Source organism: Mucilaginibacter koreensis (genome assembly GCF_054783355.1).
The window spans coordinates 137386-157011 of sequence record NZ_BAAGQS010000002.1; the positions used below are offsets into that span (position 1 = coordinate 137386).

Below are 19626 nucleotides of genomic sequence, written 5' to 3' on the forward strand. Positions count from 1 at the left end.
AAAAAGCGTTCTATATTTGCATTCGATTTCGGAAGGGACGCCAACCGAAAACAGGCTTGCCTGATAGTATAATGGTAGTACGACGGTTTTTGGTACCGTTTGTCTAGGTTCGAATCCTGGTCGGGCAACAAATTAGATTTCGGATTTCGGAGTTTCAATTTCGGATGTAAGTTCGAATAGAAAAACTGAAATCCGATTGTTTTTTATACAGGTTTGATAGCGGGATGCAGATAGCGGAAATTTAAACATCCGAAATCAAGCATCCGAAATCCAAAATCAAGATGCCTTTACAGTTTAACTCTGTTAAGTTATTTGCAGGTTCAGGCTCTCAGGAGCTGGCCGGAAAGATTGCCTCTTCTTACGGAAGGGATTTAGGTGATATGACCATCTCGCGTTTCAGCGATGGTGAGTTTCAGCCCCATATTAATGAATCTGTACGCGGCTGCGATATATTCTTTATCCAGTCTACCAATCCACCTACCGATAATTTAATGGAACTGCTGATGATGATTGATGCCGCCCGCCGTGCATCAGCGCATTACATTACTGCGGTAATTCCGTATTTTGGTTTAGCCCGTCAGGATCGTAAAGACAAGCCCCGTGTGGCAATCAGCTCAAAACTGGTGGCTAACCTGCTTACTGCAGCCGGTGCCCACCGGGTAATGACGATGGATTTGCATGCCGCGCAAATACAGGGCTTCTTTGATATTCCGGTAGATCACTTGGATGCTTCGGTTATTTTTGTGCCTTATATCAAAAGCTTGGGCCTGGAAAACCTGACCATCGCTTCGCCTGATATGGGCGGCTCTTACCGCGCCCGTACCTTTGCCAAGTTTTTTAACGCCGAGGTAGTGATTTGCGACAAGCGCCGTAAACGTGCCAACGAAATTGAATCAATGACCATCATTGGCGATGTAACCGGGCAGGATATTGTATTGATCGATGACATTGTAGATACTGCAGGTACGCTTTCAAAAGCAGCCGGACTGATTATGGAGCGTGGTGCCCGCAGTGTAAGGGCGGTATGTACGCATCCGGTACTTTCAGGTAAAGCCTATGAAACCATTGAAAATTCGGCTTTAACTGAGCTAATTGTCACTGATACCATTCCGCTGAAACACGAAAGCAGCAAAATTAAGGTATTGTCAACGGCCGATTTGTTTGCCCGTGCCATTATGAACGTAAATGAGCATGGCTCTATCAGCCAGTTGTTCAAAGTAGATTAAATATTGCTTATAGTTGATGGTTCGTAGTAGTATCGACATCATTAACTGAATAAACAAATAAAATATTGTAGATGATTTGTTCCATGAGCGGTCATTTATGAAACAACAACAAATAACAAATAATAAAAAATGAAATCAATTGCTATTAGCGGTTCTCCGAGAGAGAACGTAGGGAAACGCGATGCCAAGGAGCTGCGTTACCAGAGCCAGGTACCTGCAGTATTGTACGGCGGTGCTACCCAATCACATTTTGCAGTGGCGGCTGCCGATTTAAAAACTATTGTATATACCCCTGAAGTATACTTTGTAGATTTAGATATTGCCGGTACTGTTACCAAAGCTATTTTGAAAGATCTTCAATTCCACCCATTAACCAGCGAAATTATTCACGTTGATTTTATGGAATTGAACGAAAACAAACCCGTAACCATTGAAATTCCAATTGCTTTAACCGGTACTTCTCCAGGTGTAAAAATGGGTGGTAAACTGGTGCAAAAATTACGCAAGCTGCGTGTAAAAGGCTTACCTAAAGACCATGTTGATGCTATTGAAGTAAGCATTGAAGGTTTAGAAGTAGGTAAATCAGTACGTGTACGTGAAATCAGCGTTCCAAACCTGACGATTACCAACACTCCTGAAGATACCATCGTATCTGTAACTACTTCTCGTGCCCTGCGTCAGGCAGAACAAGAAGCAGCTTCAGGCAAAAAGTAATTTTAGCGCTTTTTCAAGCTTACAAAGCGGCAGTACATTTTGTGCTGCCGCTTTTGTGTTTTATAGGAGTTTTGTTTGTGTTGAGTGTTTGGTGTTTCTTCGTTAGGCCGGGGTTGCCAGTTATAAATGTCAGTGGATGTTCTTTTTCTTTTTCCGCAAAAGAAAAAGAACCAAAAAGAAAACTCGTGGCTGCGTCTTTTTCTTTGAGGTGTGCAGTGAGCAGGCGACCGGTAGTGGTGGCCGAAAAAGCCAAGGCCACATGGTGAGAATATGGGAGGTTCTGTGTTTATAGTTGCCTATAATAGGATTGATAGAATTTAAGAATGAACAGGATGAGATGTGACATTTTGTTATCTTCCACGTCATTGCGAGGAACGAAGCAATCTCTATGCGCCTTGTCTTAGTCGGGCGTTGAGAGATTGCTTCGTTCCTCGCAATGACGTGGTGGCGATGGGTGTGGTACCAGTTGTTTCTTGATTCTTGGCTCTTTACTCTTGATTCTCCTTTCCCCGTCAGCCCCTCAGCTTTGGGCGAAAGGCGGGCAGCACAGGGTGGCCCTGAGCGCAGAGAAAAGGCCTTTTAGTGTTTGCACCAACACTGATTAAAGCACTACTTGTTCATACGTAAACACTAAACAGCCTGTGGTGCTGACCGTCTTTGCAGGGCAGGCCTTGTGCGGCAAAAAGCCTAAGCGGGCTGTACTTGATTTTTTGTTACTTTTTGATCAAGCAAAAAGTAAACTGCCAATCATAACAGCACTAACCACAAACCAAACAGTTATTCCCTCATCAATCCGCTCTGAATTTTAACTACTTTTGCCCCAGCACAGCAAACCTACCCGGCTGTGATAATAACTGAAGAATAATGAAATACCTCATCGTAGGCTTAGGCAACATTGGCCCTGAGTATGCCGATACCCGCCATAATATTGGCTTCATGATACTGGATGAACTGGTGAAGCAGGAAAACAACAAGTTTTATAATATGCGCTTGGCCTATTACACCGAAATACCATACAAAAGCCGCACACTGCATTTAATTAAGCCAACTACTTACATGAACCTGAGCGGTAAAGCTTTAAGCTATTGGATGAAGGAACTACGCATTCCCATTGAAAACGTACTGGTATTGGTGGATGACTTGGCTTTGCCCCTGGGTACCCTACGCCTTAAACCCAAAGGTAGTGCGGCCGGACATAACGGACTCAAGAATATTGAAATGATTTTAGGGCATAACAACTATGCCCGCCTGCGTTTTGGTATCGGCGATAATTTTCCTAAAGGCCGTCAGGTAGACTATGTGCTGGGTGGTTTTGACGAGGATGAGAAACCGGAACTGCCGGCCCTGATTGACCGCTCGATTGAAATGATTAAAAGCTTTGCCACCATTGGCACCGAATTGACCATGACCAAGTTCAACAAGTAGCTCTAATGTTAAATAAGGTTAAAATATGTTAAAAGGAGAGCCCCATACTGGGGCTTTTTTATTTTTGAGAAATATTTAAACCTATATGCAACGTAAGGCGGGTAAACAACGTCTTATCGATAATTCGCAGCAACGGTTGCGGGTTTGTATATCCATCAACACAACTTATCACACAAAATGAAAAAGCTATTGCCGGCATTGCTGTGCATCTTCATGGGTTTTATTGCCCATGCGCAAACCACAGTAAAATCTGTTACCATCCGCGGTACAGTCATTGATTCGGCTACCAAACAGCCCGTAAGCTATGCCACCATCGCCCTGCGCGATGCCCAAACCAGTCAGCCCATTAAAAGTACCTTAACCAAAGACAATGGCAGTTTTGAGTTAACTAAAATACCAGCCAAAACTTATCAGCTGGCGATGGCTTTTGTGGGGTACCAAAGCAAATACATCACCTTAAAAGTTACTGATGACGATATTAATTTAGGCCAGTTGAAACTGGTGCCTGCCAAAAACGAATTAAAAGAAGTATCGGTTACCGCGTTAAAGCCGGTGGTTAAGCAGGAAGTAGACCGCATTGGGTATAGTGTGCAGAACGATCCGGAAGTGAAATCGCTCACTGCGCTGGATATGATGCGCAAAGTGCCCATGCTTTCGGTAGATGGTAATAATAACATAAAGCTGCGGGGGCAGGACAACTATAAAATACTTATCAACGGTAAAGAGTCGTCATTAATGGCCCGTAACCCATCAGATGTATTGAAAGCAATGCCGGCGAGTAACATCGAAAAAATTGAGGTGATTACTACACCTCCGGCCAAGTACGATGCCGAAGGTTTGGCCGGTATCATCAACATCATTACCAAAAAGAATGGCGATCAGGGTTATAATGGTAACATTAGTGCCCGCTATAACAACGTATGGGGGCCGGGCATCAATTTTAACGGTAGTGTAAAGCAGGGAAAGTTTGGGTTAAATGGTTATGTAGGTTATAACAAAAGGCAAACGCTGGATAACCCGTTTAATAACATGACCACCTTTTACAATGCGGCCACTGGTGCTACCACCGGTACTTTAACGCAGGATGGTAGCCGCGCCAACGGTGGGCATAATACTTATGCCAACGCTGAGTTAAGCTTTGAGGCCGATACCCTGAACCTGATTACCGGCTCCTTCAGTTTTTATAATGGAAGCAACCTGCAAAATTTTAACCAGTTCACTTTACAAACAGACAACAATGCAGCTAACCAATCATACCGGCAAATTAACGATGGCGAAGGCACTTATAATGGTAAAGATGCTTCATTAAATTATCAATTGGGTTTTAAACGCAGCAAAGAGCAGTTACTTACTTTATCATATAAATACAGCAGCTTTGGCAATAAGCAATTTACCAATTCTGTTTTCACCGAGCTTAATAACTATCTGCACGATAATTACCGCCAGTTCAATAATTCGGGCAGTACGGAACATACTATTCAGGCTGATTATGCACACCCGGTAAAAAAATTAAGTATTGAGGCAGGAGCGAAGGCCATCTTACGTAATAATTATAGCGATTTTCAAAACGATATTTTTAACAGCAACTTGAATGCTTACGTAACAGACCCTAAGCAAACCAACAATTTTGATTACAAGCAGGATGTGATAAGCGTTTACAATACGTATTCGCTTAAGCTGGAAAAATGGGCCATTAAAGGTGGCTTGCGCCTGGAGCATACTAAAGTTGATGCCAATTTTACCTCAACCAGCAGTGTGGTTAATCAAAATTATAATAACCTGATCCCATCGTTCTCTATCCAGCGCAGCTTTAAAAATTTCAGCTTAACCGCCGGTTTCACCCAGCGCATCCAACGCCCCGGTATTTGGCAGCTTAATCCGTTTGTAGATAGCTCAAACGTAAAATATATCAACCAGGGTAATCCAAACCTGCGCCCGGCGGTAAATAACAATATTGAGTTGAACTATAGTAATTTTGCTAAGGGTTCTATTAACCTGAGCTTATTCTACTCTACAGCCAGCAATACAGCGCAAAGTGTAACTACGGTTGGGGCCAATAATGTTTCGTACACTACCTACCAAAACGCAGGCTCACGCCAAAGCTTAGGTATTAATGGCAGCACCAATTACCCGATCACCAAAAAACTGACACTCAACATGAACGCCAGTGCGCAAGAGGTATGGATAAAAGGCACCTACAATGGCAATTTCATTAGCAATAATGGTGTACAGGGCTATGCTTTCTCCGATTTTGGTTACAAAATAAAAGATGGCTTCCGGGTAAGCGCCAACGTGAATTTCGATAGCCGCTGGGTACTACTTCAAGGAGTAGATAATTATTGGTTAGGTTATGGATTTAGCAGTACCAAGGATATATTGAAAGGTAAAGGTTCAATTAGTTTATCACTCAACAACCCTTTCAGTAAGTTCAATAAACTGGATTTTTATACCCGTACGCCCGATTTTTATACCATCAATACAAATTATAACCGTTACGCTAATGTGTTCATAGGGTTTACTTATAAATTCGGTAAATTGAATGCTGCCATCAAGAAAAACCAGCGTGGCATTCAAAATGATGATGTAAGCAGTGGAAGCAGTCATTAATACTTAAGGCAGAACAGTCACTGATTTTGCTGACTGTTCTTCCTTTGTAACAAAACAGTTATAAAACTAAGATTTTAGTTAAAAACTGTTAAAATAATACAAATGCTGTAATTTGATGGGTATATTGCAGCACTCAACTGAATAAACCTTATGAGACAATTTTTACTGGCAGTACTATCAGTTTTCTGCCTGTCTGTTGCTGCCACCGCACAAACTACTGCCCCGGCAGGTACCACCAATATCAAAGGCAGCGTTATTGATTCAGCTACCAACAAGCCCTTGGGCTATGTAACCGTATCAGTGCTCGATGCCAAGACTAACCAACCTGTTAAAGGTAGTTTAAGTAAAGACGATGGCAGTTTTGAACTGGCAAAACTGCAACCTAAAGCTTACAAATTGGTACTGGCTTTTGTAGGTTATCAAAACAAAAGTGTTAATGTAACCACCAAAGAAGGTACTACTGCTGTAGGTAAAATTTTGATGAGTGCCAGCAGCAAACAGTTAGGCGAAGTATCAATCACGGCGGTTAAACCTATTATTAAACAAGAGGTTGACCGCATTAGCTACGATATACAGGCCGATCCTGAAAACAAGGTACTCAATGTGCTCGATATGCTGCGCAAGGTTCCCATGATTTCGCTGGATGCTGATGATAACATTAAGCTGAAAGGTAGCGGCAGTTACAAGATATTAATTAATGGAAAACCTTCAAGCTTAGTAGCACGTAGCCCCAAAGATGTGTTCAGAGCTATGCCGGCATCATCCATTGAAAAAATTGAAGTAATTACTAACCCACCTGCCAAATATGACAGTGAAGGTTTAGAAGGTTTGATCAACATCATTACCAAAAAGAAACTGGATAACGGTTATAATGGCAGTGTAAACCTCAACTACCGTACACCTACCGGTGGTCCTGGCGCAGGCGGCTCATTAACGGTTAAGCAGGGAAAGTTTGGTTTGTCTACTTATTTTGGTACCAACAGGTTTAAGCAACCTACCACTGGCAGTTCAAGTACCCGCCGTACCTTCAGTGGCTCCATGGCGAATAACGATACCTCATCTACCCGCTTGGTACAGGATGGTAACCAAACCTATAAAAGCAATTATAGCTATTTGGGTGCCGAGTTGAGTTACGAGATAGATACCCTTAACTTGTTAACTGCGGAGTTAAACTTTAATGGAGGCAAGAGCAATAATAATTCTTTCCAGGCATCAGTGCTCACCAACACTATTGCGGATACCATATTGCAGCGATACAACAATAACAATTTCGGGCGTAGTAATTACAATGGTATTGATGCTGCATTAAATTATCAATTGGGTTTTAAGCGTAACAAAGAGCAACTCTTAACTTTATCATACAAATACAGTGTATGGAATGATGACAGCTTTAATAACCTGAATATTGACAACCGGCTGTACTATAACATCCCTAACTATCAGCAGCTGAACAACAGCCAGTCTAAAGAGCAAACCATACAGGTTGATTATGTGCACCCACTGAAAAAATTAACCATTGAAGCCGGTATTAAAGGTATTCTACGCGATAATAACAGTGACTTCGGCTACGATCAAGCAGCAGATGCTACCGGGTTGACTTACAATCGCGTTGACTCGCTTTCCAACCGGTACCAAAACTACCAGTATGTAATTGGAGCTTACAACTCTTATACTTATAATTATAAGGGTATTGCCTTTAAAGGTGGTTTACGTTTAGAGGAAACCATTATCGATGCTGATTTTATTAGCAACGGCACCAACCTGAACCGTCACTTCCTAAACCTTATCCCTTCTATATCCATTAACAAGCGGTTTAAAGACAACAGCAGCGTTAACTTCGGTTTTACCCAGCGTATACAGCGCCCCGAAATTTATAACCTGAATCCTTTTATCGACCGCTCTAATCCTAACTTCCAATCTACCGGTAATCCAAACCTGGTACCGGTGGTGAGCAATAACCTGCAGATAGGTTACAGCAAGTTTAAAAAAGGTTCTATTAACATCGGCCTGAATTACCGCTTCTCTAACAACTCCATCCAGCAGGTAGATACTTACAACCCGGCTACCAAAGTAACTTTAACCACTTACGAAAACATCGGGCACAATAAAGCATTAGGCAGTAACTTTAACATTAACTACCCCATCACTAAAGCATGGAATGTAAGCCTTAATGGTAACCTCAATTATATGTGGATTGATGGTATAGTAAATGGTGTAAGAACCGAAAATGAAGGTTTACAAGGTTATTTCTTTGCTTCAACCGGTTATAAATTTAATAAAGGCTGGCGGGTGAATGCCAATTACAGTTATAACAGTCCGTACATTACGCTGCAAGGTCAGTCCAACGCTTACAATTATTCTTCCTTTAGCTTGAATAAAGAAATTATTAAAGATAAATTAACTTTTTCGGGCAGCGTAGCCAATCCGTTCTCAAAATTCCGTGACTATGTACGCACTACCTCGGGCCCTAACTTTGAACAAAATACATTTTCACAAAGCTATTACCGTTCTTTTAGCTTTAGCCTAAATTATCGTTTTGGTAAACTAAAAGCTGATATTAAAAAGAATCAGCGCAGTATCAATAATGATGATAAAGGCGGCGGTAAAAGCGCAAACTAATACTTTTACGGCATGAAAGTTTATGGCATCCCGAATTGTAACACCGTAAAAAAAGCGCTCGACTGGCTGAAAGTCCATCAGGTAGCTTTTGAGTTTCATGATTTCAAAAAGCTGGGCATCACGCCCGAAAAATTGGAAGAATGGAACCAGAAAACCGGTTACGAAAAGTTTTTGAACAAACAGGGGCTCACCTGGAAACAACTGGATCCGGCTGTTAAAGCAACCATTATTTCCGCCACCGAAGCCCTGCCGCTATTGCAGGAAAAAAACAGCATGATCAAACGCCCGGTCATAGAAGATAACGGTTTTCTGTATTTCGGCTTTGATGAGAAAGTGTATGCTGAACATTTTGAGAGATAGAGGCAGTCAAGATGTTTAATAAAAGAGAAAGGACAAAAGACAAAGGATTTATTTCCCTTATCTTTTGTCCTTTCTCTTTATATCAAAACTTCAAACTTCTATTCCCCCTTTAGGGGGCAAGGGGCTGTAACTTTAAAATTACTTATATCTATTTTATCTAATTAATAGTATAATTGCTTTATTAACTGATTTTAAAGTTTATAACCGTAATGAAGCAGTACCTTGCAGCCGGCTTATCGCTGGCCTTAATGGCAACTGCCGGTTTAAGCCGGGCGCAACAACAGCCCGCTGCCGCAGCAACCGCCACCAATTACAATTACCATGATGCCTTTGCCCCGGTATTTTACAACCACAACGGCAATGAGTACCGCGCTGCCAGCGGCGAGCCTGGCTCCAAGTACTGGCAAAACCGTGCCGACTATGTGCTTTCGGCCCGCCTGAACGACCAAACCAGTGAAATTAGCGGCAGCGAAACGGTAACCTACACCAACAATAGCCCTCAAAAGCTGGGCTTTTTGTGGATGATGCTGGATCAGAACATTTTCAAACCCGATTCTCGCGGTGAGGCTATTACCCCACAAACCGGTAGCCGCTACCGCAAGGTAAATGGCCAGAACGGCAGTGGTTATACCATTAAATCGGTAAGCGTAGAGATAAACAAGGTAGTAACCAAAGTAAAATATTTAATTGATGATACCCGCATGCAGCTGTTCTTACCTAAAGAGCTGGCAGCTAATGGCGGTCAAATTAAAATCAAAGTAGATTTCTCTTTTATTGAGCCTGATTACGGTGCCGACCGTACCGGTATCCAAGCCACACAAAATGGAAAGATATTTGCCATTGCACAATGGTACCCCCGCATGTGTGTGTTTGATGACGTATTGGGCTGGAATACCCACCCTTATGATGGCCCGGGCGAGTTCTACCTGGATTATGGTAATTTCGATTTGAATATCACTGCACCTGCCAACCACATTGTGGTGTCTTCAGGTGAGTTGCTGAACCCGCAGGATGTATATACCCCAGAGCAGCAAAAACGCTGGGCACAAGCGGCACAAAGCGAAAAAACAGTAATCATTCGCTCGGCTGCCGAGGTTACCCAAGCTTCATCACGCCCAGCCGGTAAAAAAGAACTCACCTGGCACTTTAAAATCAATAATGCACGCGATGCTTCATGGGCATCATCAGCCTCATTTATTGTAGATGCTGCTAAAATGGATTTGCCAAGCGGTAAAAAATCGCTGGCTATTTCGGCTTACCCGGTAGAGAGTGACGGAGCTGCTGCCTGGGGCCGTTCTACCGAGTATGTAAAAAAATCAATTGAATACAACTCTAAGAAATGGTTTGAGTTTCCTTATCCGGCTGCTACAGCTGTAGCCAGCAATATTGGCGGTATGGAGTATCCGGGTATTGTATTCTGTAGCTACCGCAGCAAAGGCGGCAGCCTTTGGGGCGTAAATGACCATGAGTTTGGCCATACCTGGTTCCCGATGATTGTAGGTTCAAACGAGCGTTTATACGGTTGGATGGACGAAGGTTTCAATACCTTTATTAATGAACTGAGTACTGCCGATTTCAATAACGGCGAATACCAGCCTAAGCGCAAAATGGATATGCACCGCATTGCGCCTTACATTGCCAATGATCGTTTAGAGCCTATCATGACTGAGCCTGCCGGCATGAAAGAGCCTAACATTGGTACCTTGTTGTACAGCAAGCCAAGCATGGGCTTAGTATTGTTGCGCGAGCAGATTATGGGGCCTGAGCGTTTTGATTTTGCATTCCGTACCTACATTAACCGTTGGGCCTTTAAACACCCTACACCTGATGACTTCTTCCGCACTATAGAGAATGCCGGCGGCGAAAGCTTAGGCTGGTTCTGGCGCGGCTGGTTCCAGAACAACTGGAAACTGGATGTAGGTGTAACCAACGTACAATACGTGGATAACAATGCAGCCAAAGGTGCTATGATTACGCTGACAAATAATGAGAAACTGGCTCTGCCGGTGGTATTGGAGGTAAAGTTGAAGAGCGGTAAAACCGACCGTGTAAAATTACCGGTTGAAATATGGATGCGCAACAACACCTGGACGTTCATGTACCCGTCAACTGAGGAAATACAGTCGGTAACCTATGACCCTGACCACGTATTCCCCGACAGCAACTCGGCTAACGATGTTTGGACACAGCAATAAGAAAATAACAGCATAAGTATGAAACGCCACTGCTTACATCAGCAGTGGCGTTTTTGTTAACTCTTGAAAAGCTACCTTTCCATCACATCATTGCTTCGTTCCTCGCAATGACGTGATGGTGTAATTGTGCCTGACTGAGTTTTTTCTTTTGCCTCTTTTTCTTGGTTCTTGACTATTGACTCTTGATTTTCTTCCTCCTCTGTCAGCCCCCTCAGCTTTGGGCGAAAGGCGGGCAGCACATGGTGGCCTTGAGCGCAAGGTAAAGGCCTTTTAGTGTTTGCACTGGCAACAGGCAAAGCACAAGTTGTTCATACGCAAACACTAAACAGCCTGTGGTGCTGACCGCCTTTGCAGCCAAGGCCCTGTGCGGCAAAAAAGCCTAAGCGGGCTGTACTTAATTTTTTAGTTCTTTTGTATCAAGACAAAAGAACAACAACATTCAACATAGCACAAACCTAACCAGCATAAACATCATTTTAACACTTTTTCATCCCCCACAACAAAACCATTATTTCAATAAAAAGGTTACCCTAATAACTATGAAACTCAGATACCTCATTATACTATTCATTACTTTATGCGCGGCATCAGCGCAGGCGCAAAGCCTGAAAGGCTCGGTGGTAGAGTTAGGTACCAGCACCCGGCTGAACAATGTATTTGTTCGGGATATCAATAACAAACAGGCCGTACTCACCAACAGTAAAGGGGAATTTGAAATATCAACTGCCATAGGGCATACGTTAATTTTTTCATCGCCCGGCTATACGGCCGATACCTTATACCTGGTGAATTTAAACAGCCGTAAAATTGAACTGCGCTCGCAAAGTATCGCACTGCGCGAGGTAACCATCAATTCATCGCGCCGTTTCGATCCCCGTACCGAGTACCCGGAAGTATACCAGCGCAGTAAAGTATATGCACTGTCGCCCAGCACCTGGTTTAGCCGCAGCGGCAAACAGGCCCGCCGCCTGAAACGCTATTTTGAAAGCGAAGTGCAGGAGCGCCATGTAGATTCGGTATTCAACCGACTGTATGTAAGCAGTCTGGTGCCGCTGCGCGGGCAGGACCTGGATGACTTTATTACCCTTTACCGGCCCAGCTATGCTTTTCTGCGCAGCAACACCGGCCCATCGCTGGCCGTGTATGTGAACGACTCGTATAAAAAGTGGCAAGCCCTGCCGCCAGAAAAACGCCACCAGCAACGGTTAACTTTACAGGAGTAGTAGAGATAGTACTGAAGATTTGTTTCAATGGCATTAATGCTTAAATTCGGCATTAATGCCATTGTTGTTTAAAACGTATTTCAGTCAGCCGTATGAAAACCTCCCGCCTCGAAGCTTTTAGCGATGGTGTGTTTGCCATCATCATTACCATTATGGTGCTTGAACTTAAGGTGCCGCACGGCGACCAATTGCGCGATCTGCTTCCAGTGCTACCACGCTTTTTAAGTTATATTCTCAGCTTTGTATACGTAGGTATTTACTGGAACAATCATCACCACATGATTTATACTGTTGATCGCATCAGTGGTATGGTGTTGTGGGCTAACCTTAATTTGCTGTTCTGGCTATCCCTGGTGCCTTTTGTAACCGATTGGATGGGCGAACACCATTTTGCACAATGGCCGGTAATTTTGTACGGGTTTATATTGCTGATGTGTGGAGTAGCCTATGCTGTGCTTGCGCAGCTACTGATGCGAAATGCTGGGAAGGAAGCTATTATTACCCGTGCTTTTGGTAACGACAGCAAAGGCAAATTATCAGTACTGGCCTATATCATCGCCATTGGGTTAGCTTTTATCAGCACTGCTGCCAGCATGGTAGTTTACGGCCTGGTAGCTGTAATGTGGTTTGTACCCGACAGAAGGGTAGAGCGCATCCTGTATCCGGATGAAATGAGGAAACACAGGTAAAGCGCTCTATCCTTGTTTTAGCTGACCTTCTTTATCCACTCTTCACTGCTCAGTACATCAGCTTGCAGCGGAAATACTTTTTCTATCAACACCTGATGAATTTCAGGGTCAGGGTCGGCACAGCAATCGCTTAATACGCTTACCTGATAATCCATATCGGCTGCCATACGCAGGGTAGAGAGTACTACGCCTGCGGTACGTACACCTGCCAACACCAGGCTGCGTATGCCATTGGCTTGAAGAATAGTGGCTAAATTACTGCCAGTAAAGGCACCAAAACGTTTTTTATCAATTACCGTATCACCGGGTTGTACCTGTATCTGGGGAATTAGCTGGCTCTGCTCTCCGCTAAATAAATTGTTTTCTTTTACCTGCTGAAAGAAAGGCATCGTATTCGGCCCTATTTCGGGGTGTCCTTCCTGGAAACCTACTTTGCAGTAAATAACTTTAATGCCAGCTTTGCGGGCAGCAGCTGCTGCGTTGTTTACCTTTGTAGCCAAAGCATCAATATCCGGTCTTTTATCGGCAATACCTGCCTGATAATCCATAATCAGCAGGGCTGTAGTGTTGAAATTAATGTTGCTCATAATAACTATAATTTGCCGCAGCGGGCATTTGTTTGCTGATGCCCGGCGTATAATTATTTAATGGTTTTGTAACAAAGTAGTGATGCGAAACTCATATATTTATAAGCATAAAAACTAATTTAAAACCATGAAGAAAATTTTAATAGCGCTGCTGCTTGTGGGCAGCATTGGAGCAGCAGTAGCTGCTGTGGCTGATTTAACCGGCAAATGGACAGGTAGTGTAAAAGGCCCTGATGGCAGTGAATACTCATTAGGCTACAACTTTAAAACTGAAGGCGATAAACTCACCGGAACGATTGAAAGCCCGATTGGTACGGCCGCTATCGAAAACGGAAAAATTAAAGGCGATGAGTTTACCTTCAGCTCTAACCTGAACGGAATGGAAATTCCGCATAAAGGAAAATATTATACCGACTCGGTGGGTATTGATATTGACTACGGCGGCCAAACCATGCACGCTACTTTAAAGCGGGCTAAATAATCCAAAATTTAACATACTATACAAAAGGCGTCCATTACAGGCGCCTTTTGTATGTGCATCTAACAAGTAAGCGCTTGCTTGCTGATAAACAGTTGCCATTAACCGAGTTTCTGGCATATTCACCGTTAAAAAACTGCCGTTCACCGCTTTGTTGTAGCGCTATAGGTTGTATTTAGACGTACTTTGTATCAACTAAACGCAAAAACACGGTTATGAAAATTAATCAGTTCACCCGCAACGCAGCTGTAATACTGGCTATAGCCATCGGTTTATATCCTGTATTGTATTTATTGGTAGATATGCATACCAATGGTTTACTGGCCAGCAAACCCAAAGAGTTGTTGAATGACCTGTTGTGGAACGTTATGTTCTACACCCATATTTCAACCGGTGGCCTGGCGCTGCTTACCGGCTGGCCTCAGTTTAATTTAAAACGCCGCAGGCGCAACATCGGACAGCACCGCATATTGGGCCGTATCTATTTAATTGCAGTGGCTATGAGCAGTATTACCGGCTTATATGTAGCCTTTTTTGCTACCGGGGGGCTTATCAGCGCTTATGGTTTTTCGGCTCTGGCCCTGGCATGGTTATTTACGGCAGCCCTGGCCTATACCTACATCCGCCGCGGGCAAGTAGAACCGCACCGCCGCTGGATGATAATGAACTACAGCCTTACTTTTGCCGCAGTTACCTTACGGTTATGGTTGCCCTTACTGATTGCCCCAGGCCATATGCAATTCACAGATGCTTACCATATAGTTGCCTGGTTGTGTTGGGTGCCCAACCTTATATGTGCCTGGTGGATAGCCAGGCCAAAGCGGGTAAAGCCAAAACTACAGGTAGCCTGATCTAACAACATTTTCTACATTTGCCACGCTTAGTAATCATCGTGGCTTTTTTGTTGTTATTTGCTTATGCCTTTATCTACTGATCGTATGCCGGTTCCGGATATTGAAGTTGCCGCTTTGTTTGGGGTTTTTTCAATTGATATGCTGCCGTTGAACACGGTTGACGTAAGCCGGGAGCTGCAAGCCTACATTAATGGCAGTATTATTACGCTGCCCATGGATTTCAACTTTGCGTACAATCTTGCACCTCATCAGCGCTTGTACTTACAAATTAGTGCCAATGGCCGCACCTGGTATATTGCCCATGAACAATACCATGAGGATATAGTGATTGATTTAAGCGATACTGCCAGGCGGCTTATTATAGTTTACTACCTGTATGTCAATCCTAACTCCAATTGGCGGAGTATCGTATCGGGCCAGTTGCTGCAATTAAAGAGTTATGGTATTATGCCTGATGCCGAACTGTATGTGCACGTCACAGACAGCCATCAGCATACAGCTGAAGTATCAGCAATGGTTACTGCGCTAATACCGCAAGCCATGATCAATACTTCGGATATAAATCAGTTTGAGTATCCGGGCGTTAAACTGGTGCATGAGCTGGCCGGGCGTTATCCCGATTGTGATTTTATGTACTTTCATTCCAAAGGCATGTCGCATGGATTGCATGGCCGGCTGCCCGAAGACGTGGCACTCATGACCCGCACCTTTGAAAGCTGGCGCAAGCACTTGCAATTACTGCGCAAAAATGGTATTGAAAAGGTAGGGCTTTTCCCGGCCATGGCCGATAGTAACCAAGCTTTGCCAAACGGCAGAAAAGGCGGTTGGATTTGGTACAATTACTGGATGGCTAAAGGGCGTTATCTTGCCAGTTGCCCTGAGCCTGAACTCACTGATGACCGCTATTATTACGAGGAGTGGCTGGGTATGCGCAGTGGAGAACCTCAGCCAGTTATTCATCATGATTGCTGGAGCTTATATGATATAAAGCAATTTAACAAAACTTACTTTACCTCTACTGAAGCCACTTATCATCTTAACCGGATGATGTATAAAATGGGCAGCAATTACATTGCTCGCCGGCATCCTTGGCTAATTAAAAGTTCGTTCACCTTGCAACTGCTGCTGAACTGGAAGGCATTTATAAACAAATTCTCAAAATAGCTGCTAACTCAATCAGCAATTATTTACCAGTTAAAACAAACTTAATTGCGGACTCGCAGCCGGCGATAAACTTTTTAAGGATTTGAACCGGATATGCGGCCGTTTTTCGGTACCCATGTTGTGCTGACCCGAGCGGTCAATTTCACCTTTAATGAGGCAGTTAGTGAAGAGCACGCCTTTATAGTCAGTAATATTGCCCTGTACGGGGCTACAGGTGAGCACATGCCCATTGTACATAAAGCCGATGGTGTTGGCTTTTTCGTTGCCGCGGGTCACATGGCCCTCTAACTTTATAGGGTCGCCGTGCTTCCAGTCGGGAAACAAAATAATGTCGTCGCTTTCTTCTTCAGTGAACAAGGGCTTATCTTCCGGGTTAAGGGTTAGGGCGGAACCGGTATCATCTTTATCAGGTACTACGCCTGATGCAAAGCCAATTTCCAGTTCGCGGCCTTCTGCCAGGTTTTGGGCCAGTTTATCAAACAGGGTAGCCGGGCAGTTACGATATTGTTCCAGGTAATATTCGGGCACTTGTAAGGTTTCGCCGTTGCTATTTTCCAGACCCACCATAGCAAAAGCGTGGGCATCAGCCGGATCAAACTTTACGGATTTAAATTTGCGGATAGATAGTGAACCCATATGCCTGCTGATGGTTAACACCCATTTGATCGCCTTAATGGCGGCGGTCACCAAATTGCGGGTAGCGGTTTGTTGCAGTTCTTCAGGCGTAAGTACAGGCAGGGTAGAAGAAGCCTCTGGCGGTGTTTGCAGGGCGGCGGCCGTGTTAGTTAGCCACCCGCCAAAGCCGGCCGGAATTACGGCCTCCCAACTGCCCCTGCGTATTTTGATAGGAATATCAAAATCATAAGCCATTAAAACGGGGGCTTGCTGCAAAATAAAAAAGCGCATTACCTCATCAATACCCTGTAAGGCCAGGGCCGCTTTACGGGCATCCAGGTAGCCATGGGTAACCAAGTGACCTTTGTATTTGAAATAAGCAAAATCATCTTCCTGCATATCGGCAGGCGGCAGCAATAACTCTGACGGCATTAGTTCGTTTCCCTCGTTTTCTTGAAGGTTGAAAAGTACAACAGTTTAGGTAATATTTTGGTATTTGTTGGTAAAATTACGGGTGCTGCGTGGTGCTGCGCACAGCGGACGCAGCAGGTGCAGCACCACGCAGCACCCGCAGCACCATGCAGCAGTGACATGGATGTGTCAGTGGTTTTTCGGTAGATACAATCTGCCGGCATTGGGCTTCGCAGTTGAAAACTTCGAAGAGCGAGGGCTAGCTTTTTCAAAAATATAACTGTTACCCTGTGAAAGTTTGTATTACTTCTATTTGAAGGAAGTGAGTGGTAAAGGATCCGATATGATGGAGTTGATATTGCGGCAAAAGGAAGGGGGAGAAATTGGTATTTATGTGATGATTTTAGATGTAAAAGTTGATGATATCGTAAAGGAGTTGAACCGGTATCCTGAGCAATACAGCTTTCACAATCTGGGCAGAAGTAGAACCGGCTTTACTAATTAATGCCATATCAAATTGATTTAAAATATTTATAATTATGTTTTACTAACCTAAGTTTAGGCAGCATAACTTAGATATATAATATAACAATCTTTCAGTTTACAAGTAAGGGTTTAGTAACTTTACCTAAATGAGCCGTGTCGGGCAGGTAAGCTGGAAGCTTACCAAATGTAAGGTCTAAGTTATGCTGCGCTAATCTTAGACAAATAAAGGGGAGATAATTAAATAATATGAAATTCATTGAGGCAATGTCTTCGTTAGATAGAACATTTTGGGCACTTATTATTGGAATAGTTGGAGGCCTTTTCTTAATTATTTCAGCAATCTTTCAGTATAAAGATAAAAAGACGTCTGACCGAGAAGCTGACGAAGCAAAACGCCAAGCGAGCGAAGCTCGAATAGAAGCAGGAATCAATGCACAGCATCTGTTGACTGCCCAACGAGAAGTAATTGCATTACAGCGGGAAGCGAACACAACATCTGCACATATAGCAGCAAAGGCGGAGGAACTTGCTGATAGCTACAAACGAAATGCGGAACTTCAAGAACAATTAACAAATGAATTAACAGGAGGAGGAACAACGCCAATATTATATATATATGCAACACCTTATGCATTTAATAACGGAGTCAACAATTCAATTCAAGTTCACTTTGTGTTGAAAAATAACGGAAAATACAGTTTAAGTGATGTCAAAGTTCAAGTATCTGACATGTTAAGCGGATACATGTCTCAATATTATACTGTTTTAAATGCAGGAATTGGAGGAACGATGGGCACTCAACCAGGCTTAGGCATCGGTAGCGAAAATCAATGGAATCCGGTTAAAACATTTAATTTGGGCACTTTGCAACCCGGAAGCCAAAATAACTTTTACACTGCACTTATACCAAATTACCCAGTTACAAATATTCATGAGAGTGCAGCTTTAAATCCTGGCTGGCCGGTGAATGTCAGATGGAATGCTGGAACATTAGATTTGTATACAAATTTCAAATGGTCAATAAATCACCTCAAATTAGGAACGGTAGAGGCAGTTTTAAATCAAAAAATCGTACAATCTGAAAAGTTTATTGAGTATGAGTCATTTCTTGATCGACATTAGTTAAACTCCTTTATTCTAGTACGAGTTTGCAAACTCAGGTCGTTTTACGATTAATAAATCACAAGTTAAGCTTAGGCCAGCGAAAATGCTGATAACATCCGCCAAAACATAGCCCTGTAACCATTGTTGCATTCAGATACTTATTTACGACAGCTTACTTAAACACTAAGCATTATCTATTTGCCACATGGAAACAGCCCTGCCCGGTTTATTTTTATATCCTGATTTTATTGACGAAGCCAAAGAGCAAAAGTTACTCAGCGAGATTGACAGCCAGACCTGGATCATAGATTACCTGCGGAGGCTACAATACTACGGATACCGTAATGAGCTGGAGAAGCCTTATAATTTGATTCCGTTTCCGGTGGAGATGCCGCCATTGATCCATCAGCTCTCGCAAGAAATTGTGGCTCAAAATATTATTGATTTGCAACCCGACCAGGTGATTATCAACGAGTACGTTCCTGGCGAGGGGTTAAAGCCGCATAAGGACAGGGCTTACTATGAGAACCAAATTTGCGGGGTAAACCTGGGCAGCAGCTGTGTAATGCGCTTTATTAAGGGCAAAAACTTGGAGGTGTTTGATATTGAAGTGCCCCGGCGCTCACTGTATGTAATGCAGGATGATGCCCGTAAAAAATGGAAACATGGCATCCCGCCACGCAAAAAAGATAAGGTAGATGGCGAGCTGCACCACCGTGAGCGCAGGGTATCTATTACTTACCGCAAGGTAAAGCCCAAGCGTGTACACCCTATTAACCCCGAAGGTAAGGTAGCTCATTTATTGCAGGAGCAGTTCCACATCAGCCCCGAAGAAATTTTAAGGCTAAGCAAACCTTGATATCATCCGG

The 19626-nt window shown here is 43.5% G+C and carries 18 protein-coding genes and 1 tRNA gene; 16 read left to right on the forward strand and 3 right to left on the reverse strand.

Translation table 11 applies throughout. From position 1 onward, the window contains the following. Window positions 1-57 precede the first annotated feature (57 nt). From ACYVNW_RS17180 to ACYVNW_RS17190, 3 genes are all read left to right on the forward strand, one after another. Window positions 58-128, forward strand: a tRNA-Gln gene (locus tag ACYVNW_RS17180). A 153-nt stretch (window positions 129-281) separates the two neighbouring features. Then, complete coding sequence (locus ACYVNW_RS17185; RefSeq protein WP_460681150.1) at window positions 282-1226, forward strand: ribose-phosphate pyrophosphokinase; 945 nt, start codon at window positions 282-284, stop codon at window positions 1224-1226. Between the two features lie 129 nt (window positions 1227-1355). Next, entirely contained in the window at window positions 1356-1940 is a 585-nt protein-coding gene (locus tag ACYVNW_RS17190) for a 50S ribosomal protein L25/general stress protein Ctc (RefSeq protein WP_460681151.1), read from the forward strand. Window positions 1941-1959: 19 nt separating this feature from the next. Here ACYVNW_RS17190 and ACYVNW_RS17195 read toward each other — a convergent pair whose 3' ends face one another. Then, complete coding sequence (locus ACYVNW_RS17195; protein WP_460681152.1) at window positions 1960-2199, reverse strand: hypothetical protein; 240 nt, start codon at window positions 2197-2199, stop codon at window positions 1960-1962. 605 nt (window positions 2200-2804) lie between these two features. Here ACYVNW_RS17195 and pth point away from each other — a divergent pair. From pth to ACYVNW_RS17230, 7 genes are all read left to right on the forward strand, one after another. Further along, entirely contained in the window at window positions 2805-3365 is a 561-nt protein-coding gene (gene pth / locus ACYVNW_RS17200; protein WP_460681153.1) for an aminoacyl-tRNA hydrolase, read from the forward strand. Between the two features lie 177 nt (window positions 3366-3542). Continuing rightward, window positions 3543-5972, forward strand: coding sequence for a TonB-dependent receptor (locus tag ACYVNW_RS17205; RefSeq protein ID WP_460681154.1), 2430 nt, complete (start codon window positions 3543-3545; stop codon window positions 5970-5972). Between the two features lie 150 nt (window positions 5973-6122). Beyond that, complete coding sequence (locus ACYVNW_RS17210; RefSeq protein WP_460681155.1) at window positions 6123-8591, forward strand: TonB-dependent receptor domain-containing protein; 2469 nt, start codon at window positions 6123-6125, stop codon at window positions 8589-8591. Between the two features lie 12 nt (window positions 8592-8603). Next, complete coding sequence (locus tag ACYVNW_RS17215) at window positions 8604-8951, forward strand: Spx/MgsR family RNA polymerase-binding regulatory protein (RefSeq protein WP_460681156.1); 348 nt, start codon at window positions 8604-8606, stop codon at window positions 8949-8951. Window positions 8952-9160: 209 nt separating this feature from the next. After that, window positions 9161-11146 (forward strand): M1 family metallopeptidase, encoded by a 1986-nt coding sequence (locus tag ACYVNW_RS17220; protein ID WP_460681157.1) that lies wholly within the window; start codon window positions 9161-9163, stop codon window positions 11144-11146. A 539-nt stretch (window positions 11147-11685) separates the two neighbouring features. After that, window positions 11686-12369, forward strand: coding sequence for a peptidase associated/transthyretin-like domain-containing protein (locus tag ACYVNW_RS17225; RefSeq protein WP_460681158.1), 684 nt, complete (start codon window positions 11686-11688; stop codon window positions 12367-12369). 92 nt (window positions 12370-12461) lie between these two features. Continuing rightward, the gene (locus tag ACYVNW_RS17230; RefSeq protein ID WP_460681159.1) at window positions 12462-13058 is read left to right on the forward strand and encodes a TMEM175 family protein; all 597 of its coding nucleotides are present in this window, start codon (window positions 12462-12464) and stop codon (window positions 13056-13058) included. A gap of 17 nt (window positions 13059-13075) precedes the next feature. Here the strand turns inward: ACYVNW_RS17230 and ACYVNW_RS17235 are convergent, their stop codons facing one another. Next, window positions 13076-13645, reverse strand: a complete 570-nt coding sequence (locus ACYVNW_RS17235) for a cysteine hydrolase family protein (RefSeq protein ID WP_460681160.1) — start codon at window positions 13643-13645, stop codon at window positions 13076-13078. A gap of 127 nt (window positions 13646-13772) precedes the next feature. Here ACYVNW_RS17235 and ACYVNW_RS17240 point away from each other — a divergent pair, with 127 nt between their 5' ends. The 3 genes from ACYVNW_RS17240 (at window position 13773) to ACYVNW_RS17250 (ending at window position 16141) form a co-directional block, all read left to right on the forward strand. After that, complete coding sequence (locus ACYVNW_RS17240; protein ID WP_460681161.1) at window positions 13773-14126, forward strand: hypothetical protein; 354 nt, start codon at window positions 13773-13775, stop codon at window positions 14124-14126. Between the two features lie 212 nt (window positions 14127-14338). Further along, window positions 14339-14974, forward strand: coding sequence for a DUF2306 domain-containing protein (locus tag ACYVNW_RS17245; protein WP_460681162.1), 636 nt, complete (start codon window positions 14339-14341; stop codon window positions 14972-14974). A gap of 66 nt (window positions 14975-15040) precedes the next feature. Next, on the forward strand, window positions 15041-16141 hold the full coding sequence (locus tag ACYVNW_RS17250; protein ID WP_460681163.1) for a hypothetical protein: 1101 nt from the start codon (window positions 15041-15043) through the stop codon (window positions 16139-16141). 30 nt (window positions 16142-16171) lie between these two features. On the opposite strand, the gene ACYVNW_RS17255 is transcribed toward ACYVNW_RS17250, so the two are convergent. Further along, window positions 16172-17188 (reverse strand): hypothetical protein, encoded by a 1017-nt coding sequence (locus tag ACYVNW_RS17255; RefSeq protein WP_460681164.1) that lies wholly within the window; start codon window positions 17186-17188, stop codon window positions 16172-16174. 277 nt (window positions 17189-17465) lie between these two features. On the opposite strand from ACYVNW_RS17255, the gene ACYVNW_RS17260 reads away from it, so the two are divergent. The 3 genes from ACYVNW_RS17260 (at window position 17466) to ACYVNW_RS17270 (ending at window position 19616) form a co-directional block, all read left to right on the forward strand. Further along, entirely contained in the window at window positions 17466-17672 is a 207-nt protein-coding gene (locus ACYVNW_RS17260) for a hypothetical protein (protein WP_460681165.1), read from the forward strand. Window positions 17673-17899: 227 nt separating this feature from the next. After that, window positions 17900-18775 carry an ATP synthase subunit B family protein gene (locus ACYVNW_RS17265; RefSeq protein ID WP_460681166.1) on the forward strand — a complete coding sequence of 292 codons (876 nt, stop codon included), beginning with the start codon at window positions 17900-17902 and terminating at the stop codon, window positions 18773-18775. A 187-nt stretch (window positions 18776-18962) separates the two neighbouring features. Continuing rightward, entirely contained in the window at window positions 18963-19616 is a 654-nt protein-coding gene (locus ACYVNW_RS17270; protein WP_460681167.1) for an alpha-ketoglutarate-dependent dioxygenase AlkB, read from the forward strand. The last annotated feature ends 10 nt before the right edge of the window (window positions 19617-19626 follow it).

Coding starts and splice junctions, on each gene's coding strand:
- pth (WP_460681153.1), top strand. CDS start 2,805: ATGAAATACCTCATCGTAGGCTTAGGCAACATTGGCCCTGAGTATGCC.
- ACYVNW_RS17210 (WP_460681155.1), top strand. CDS start 6,123: ATGAGACAATTTTTACTGGCAGTACTATCAGTTTTCTGCCTGTCTGTT.
- ACYVNW_RS17270 (WP_460681167.1), top strand. CDS start 18,963: ATGGAAACAGCCCTGCCCGGTTTATTTTTATATCCTGATTTTATTGAC.
- ACYVNW_RS17230 (WP_460681159.1), top strand. CDS start 12,462: ATGAAAACCTCCCGCCTCGAAGCTTTTAGCGATGGTGTGTTTGCCATC.
- ACYVNW_RS17185 (WP_460681150.1), top strand. CDS start 282: ATGCCTTTACAGTTTAACTCTGTTAAGTTATTTGCAGGTTCAGGCTCT.
- ACYVNW_RS17190 (WP_460681151.1), top strand. CDS start 1,356: ATGAAATCAATTGCTATTAGCGGTTCTCCGAGAGAGAACGTAGGGAAA.
- ACYVNW_RS17265 (WP_460681166.1), top strand. CDS start 17,900: ATGAAATTCATTGAGGCAATGTCTTCGTTAGATAGAACATTTTGGGCA.
- ACYVNW_RS17250 (WP_460681163.1), top strand. CDS start 15,041: ATGCCTTTATCTACTGATCGTATGCCGGTTCCGGATATTGAAGTTGCC.
- ACYVNW_RS17240 (WP_460681161.1), top strand. CDS start 13,773: ATGAAGAAAATTTTAATAGCGCTGCTGCTTGTGGGCAGCATTGGAGCA.
- ACYVNW_RS17220 (WP_460681157.1), top strand. CDS start 9,161: ATGAAGCAGTACCTTGCAGCCGGCTTATCGCTGGCCTTAATGGCAACT.
- ACYVNW_RS17225 (WP_460681158.1), top strand. CDS start 11,686: ATGAAACTCAGATACCTCATTATACTATTCATTACTTTATGCGCGGCA.
- ACYVNW_RS17235 (WP_460681160.1), bottom strand. CDS start 13,645: ATGAGCAACATTAATTTCAACACTACAGCCCTGCTGATTATGGATTAT.
- ACYVNW_RS17205 (WP_460681154.1), top strand. CDS start 3,543: ATGAAAAAGCTATTGCCGGCATTGCTGTGCATCTTCATGGGTTTTATT.
- ACYVNW_RS17215 (WP_460681156.1), top strand. CDS start 8,604: ATGAAAGTTTATGGCATCCCGAATTGTAACACCGTAAAAAAAGCGCTC.
- ACYVNW_RS17245 (WP_460681162.1), top strand. CDS start 14,339: ATGAAAATTAATCAGTTCACCCGCAACGCAGCTGTAATACTGGCTATA.
- ACYVNW_RS17255 (WP_460681164.1), bottom strand. CDS start 17,188: ATGCCGTCAGAGTTATTGCTGCCGCCTGCCGATATGCAGGAAGATGAT.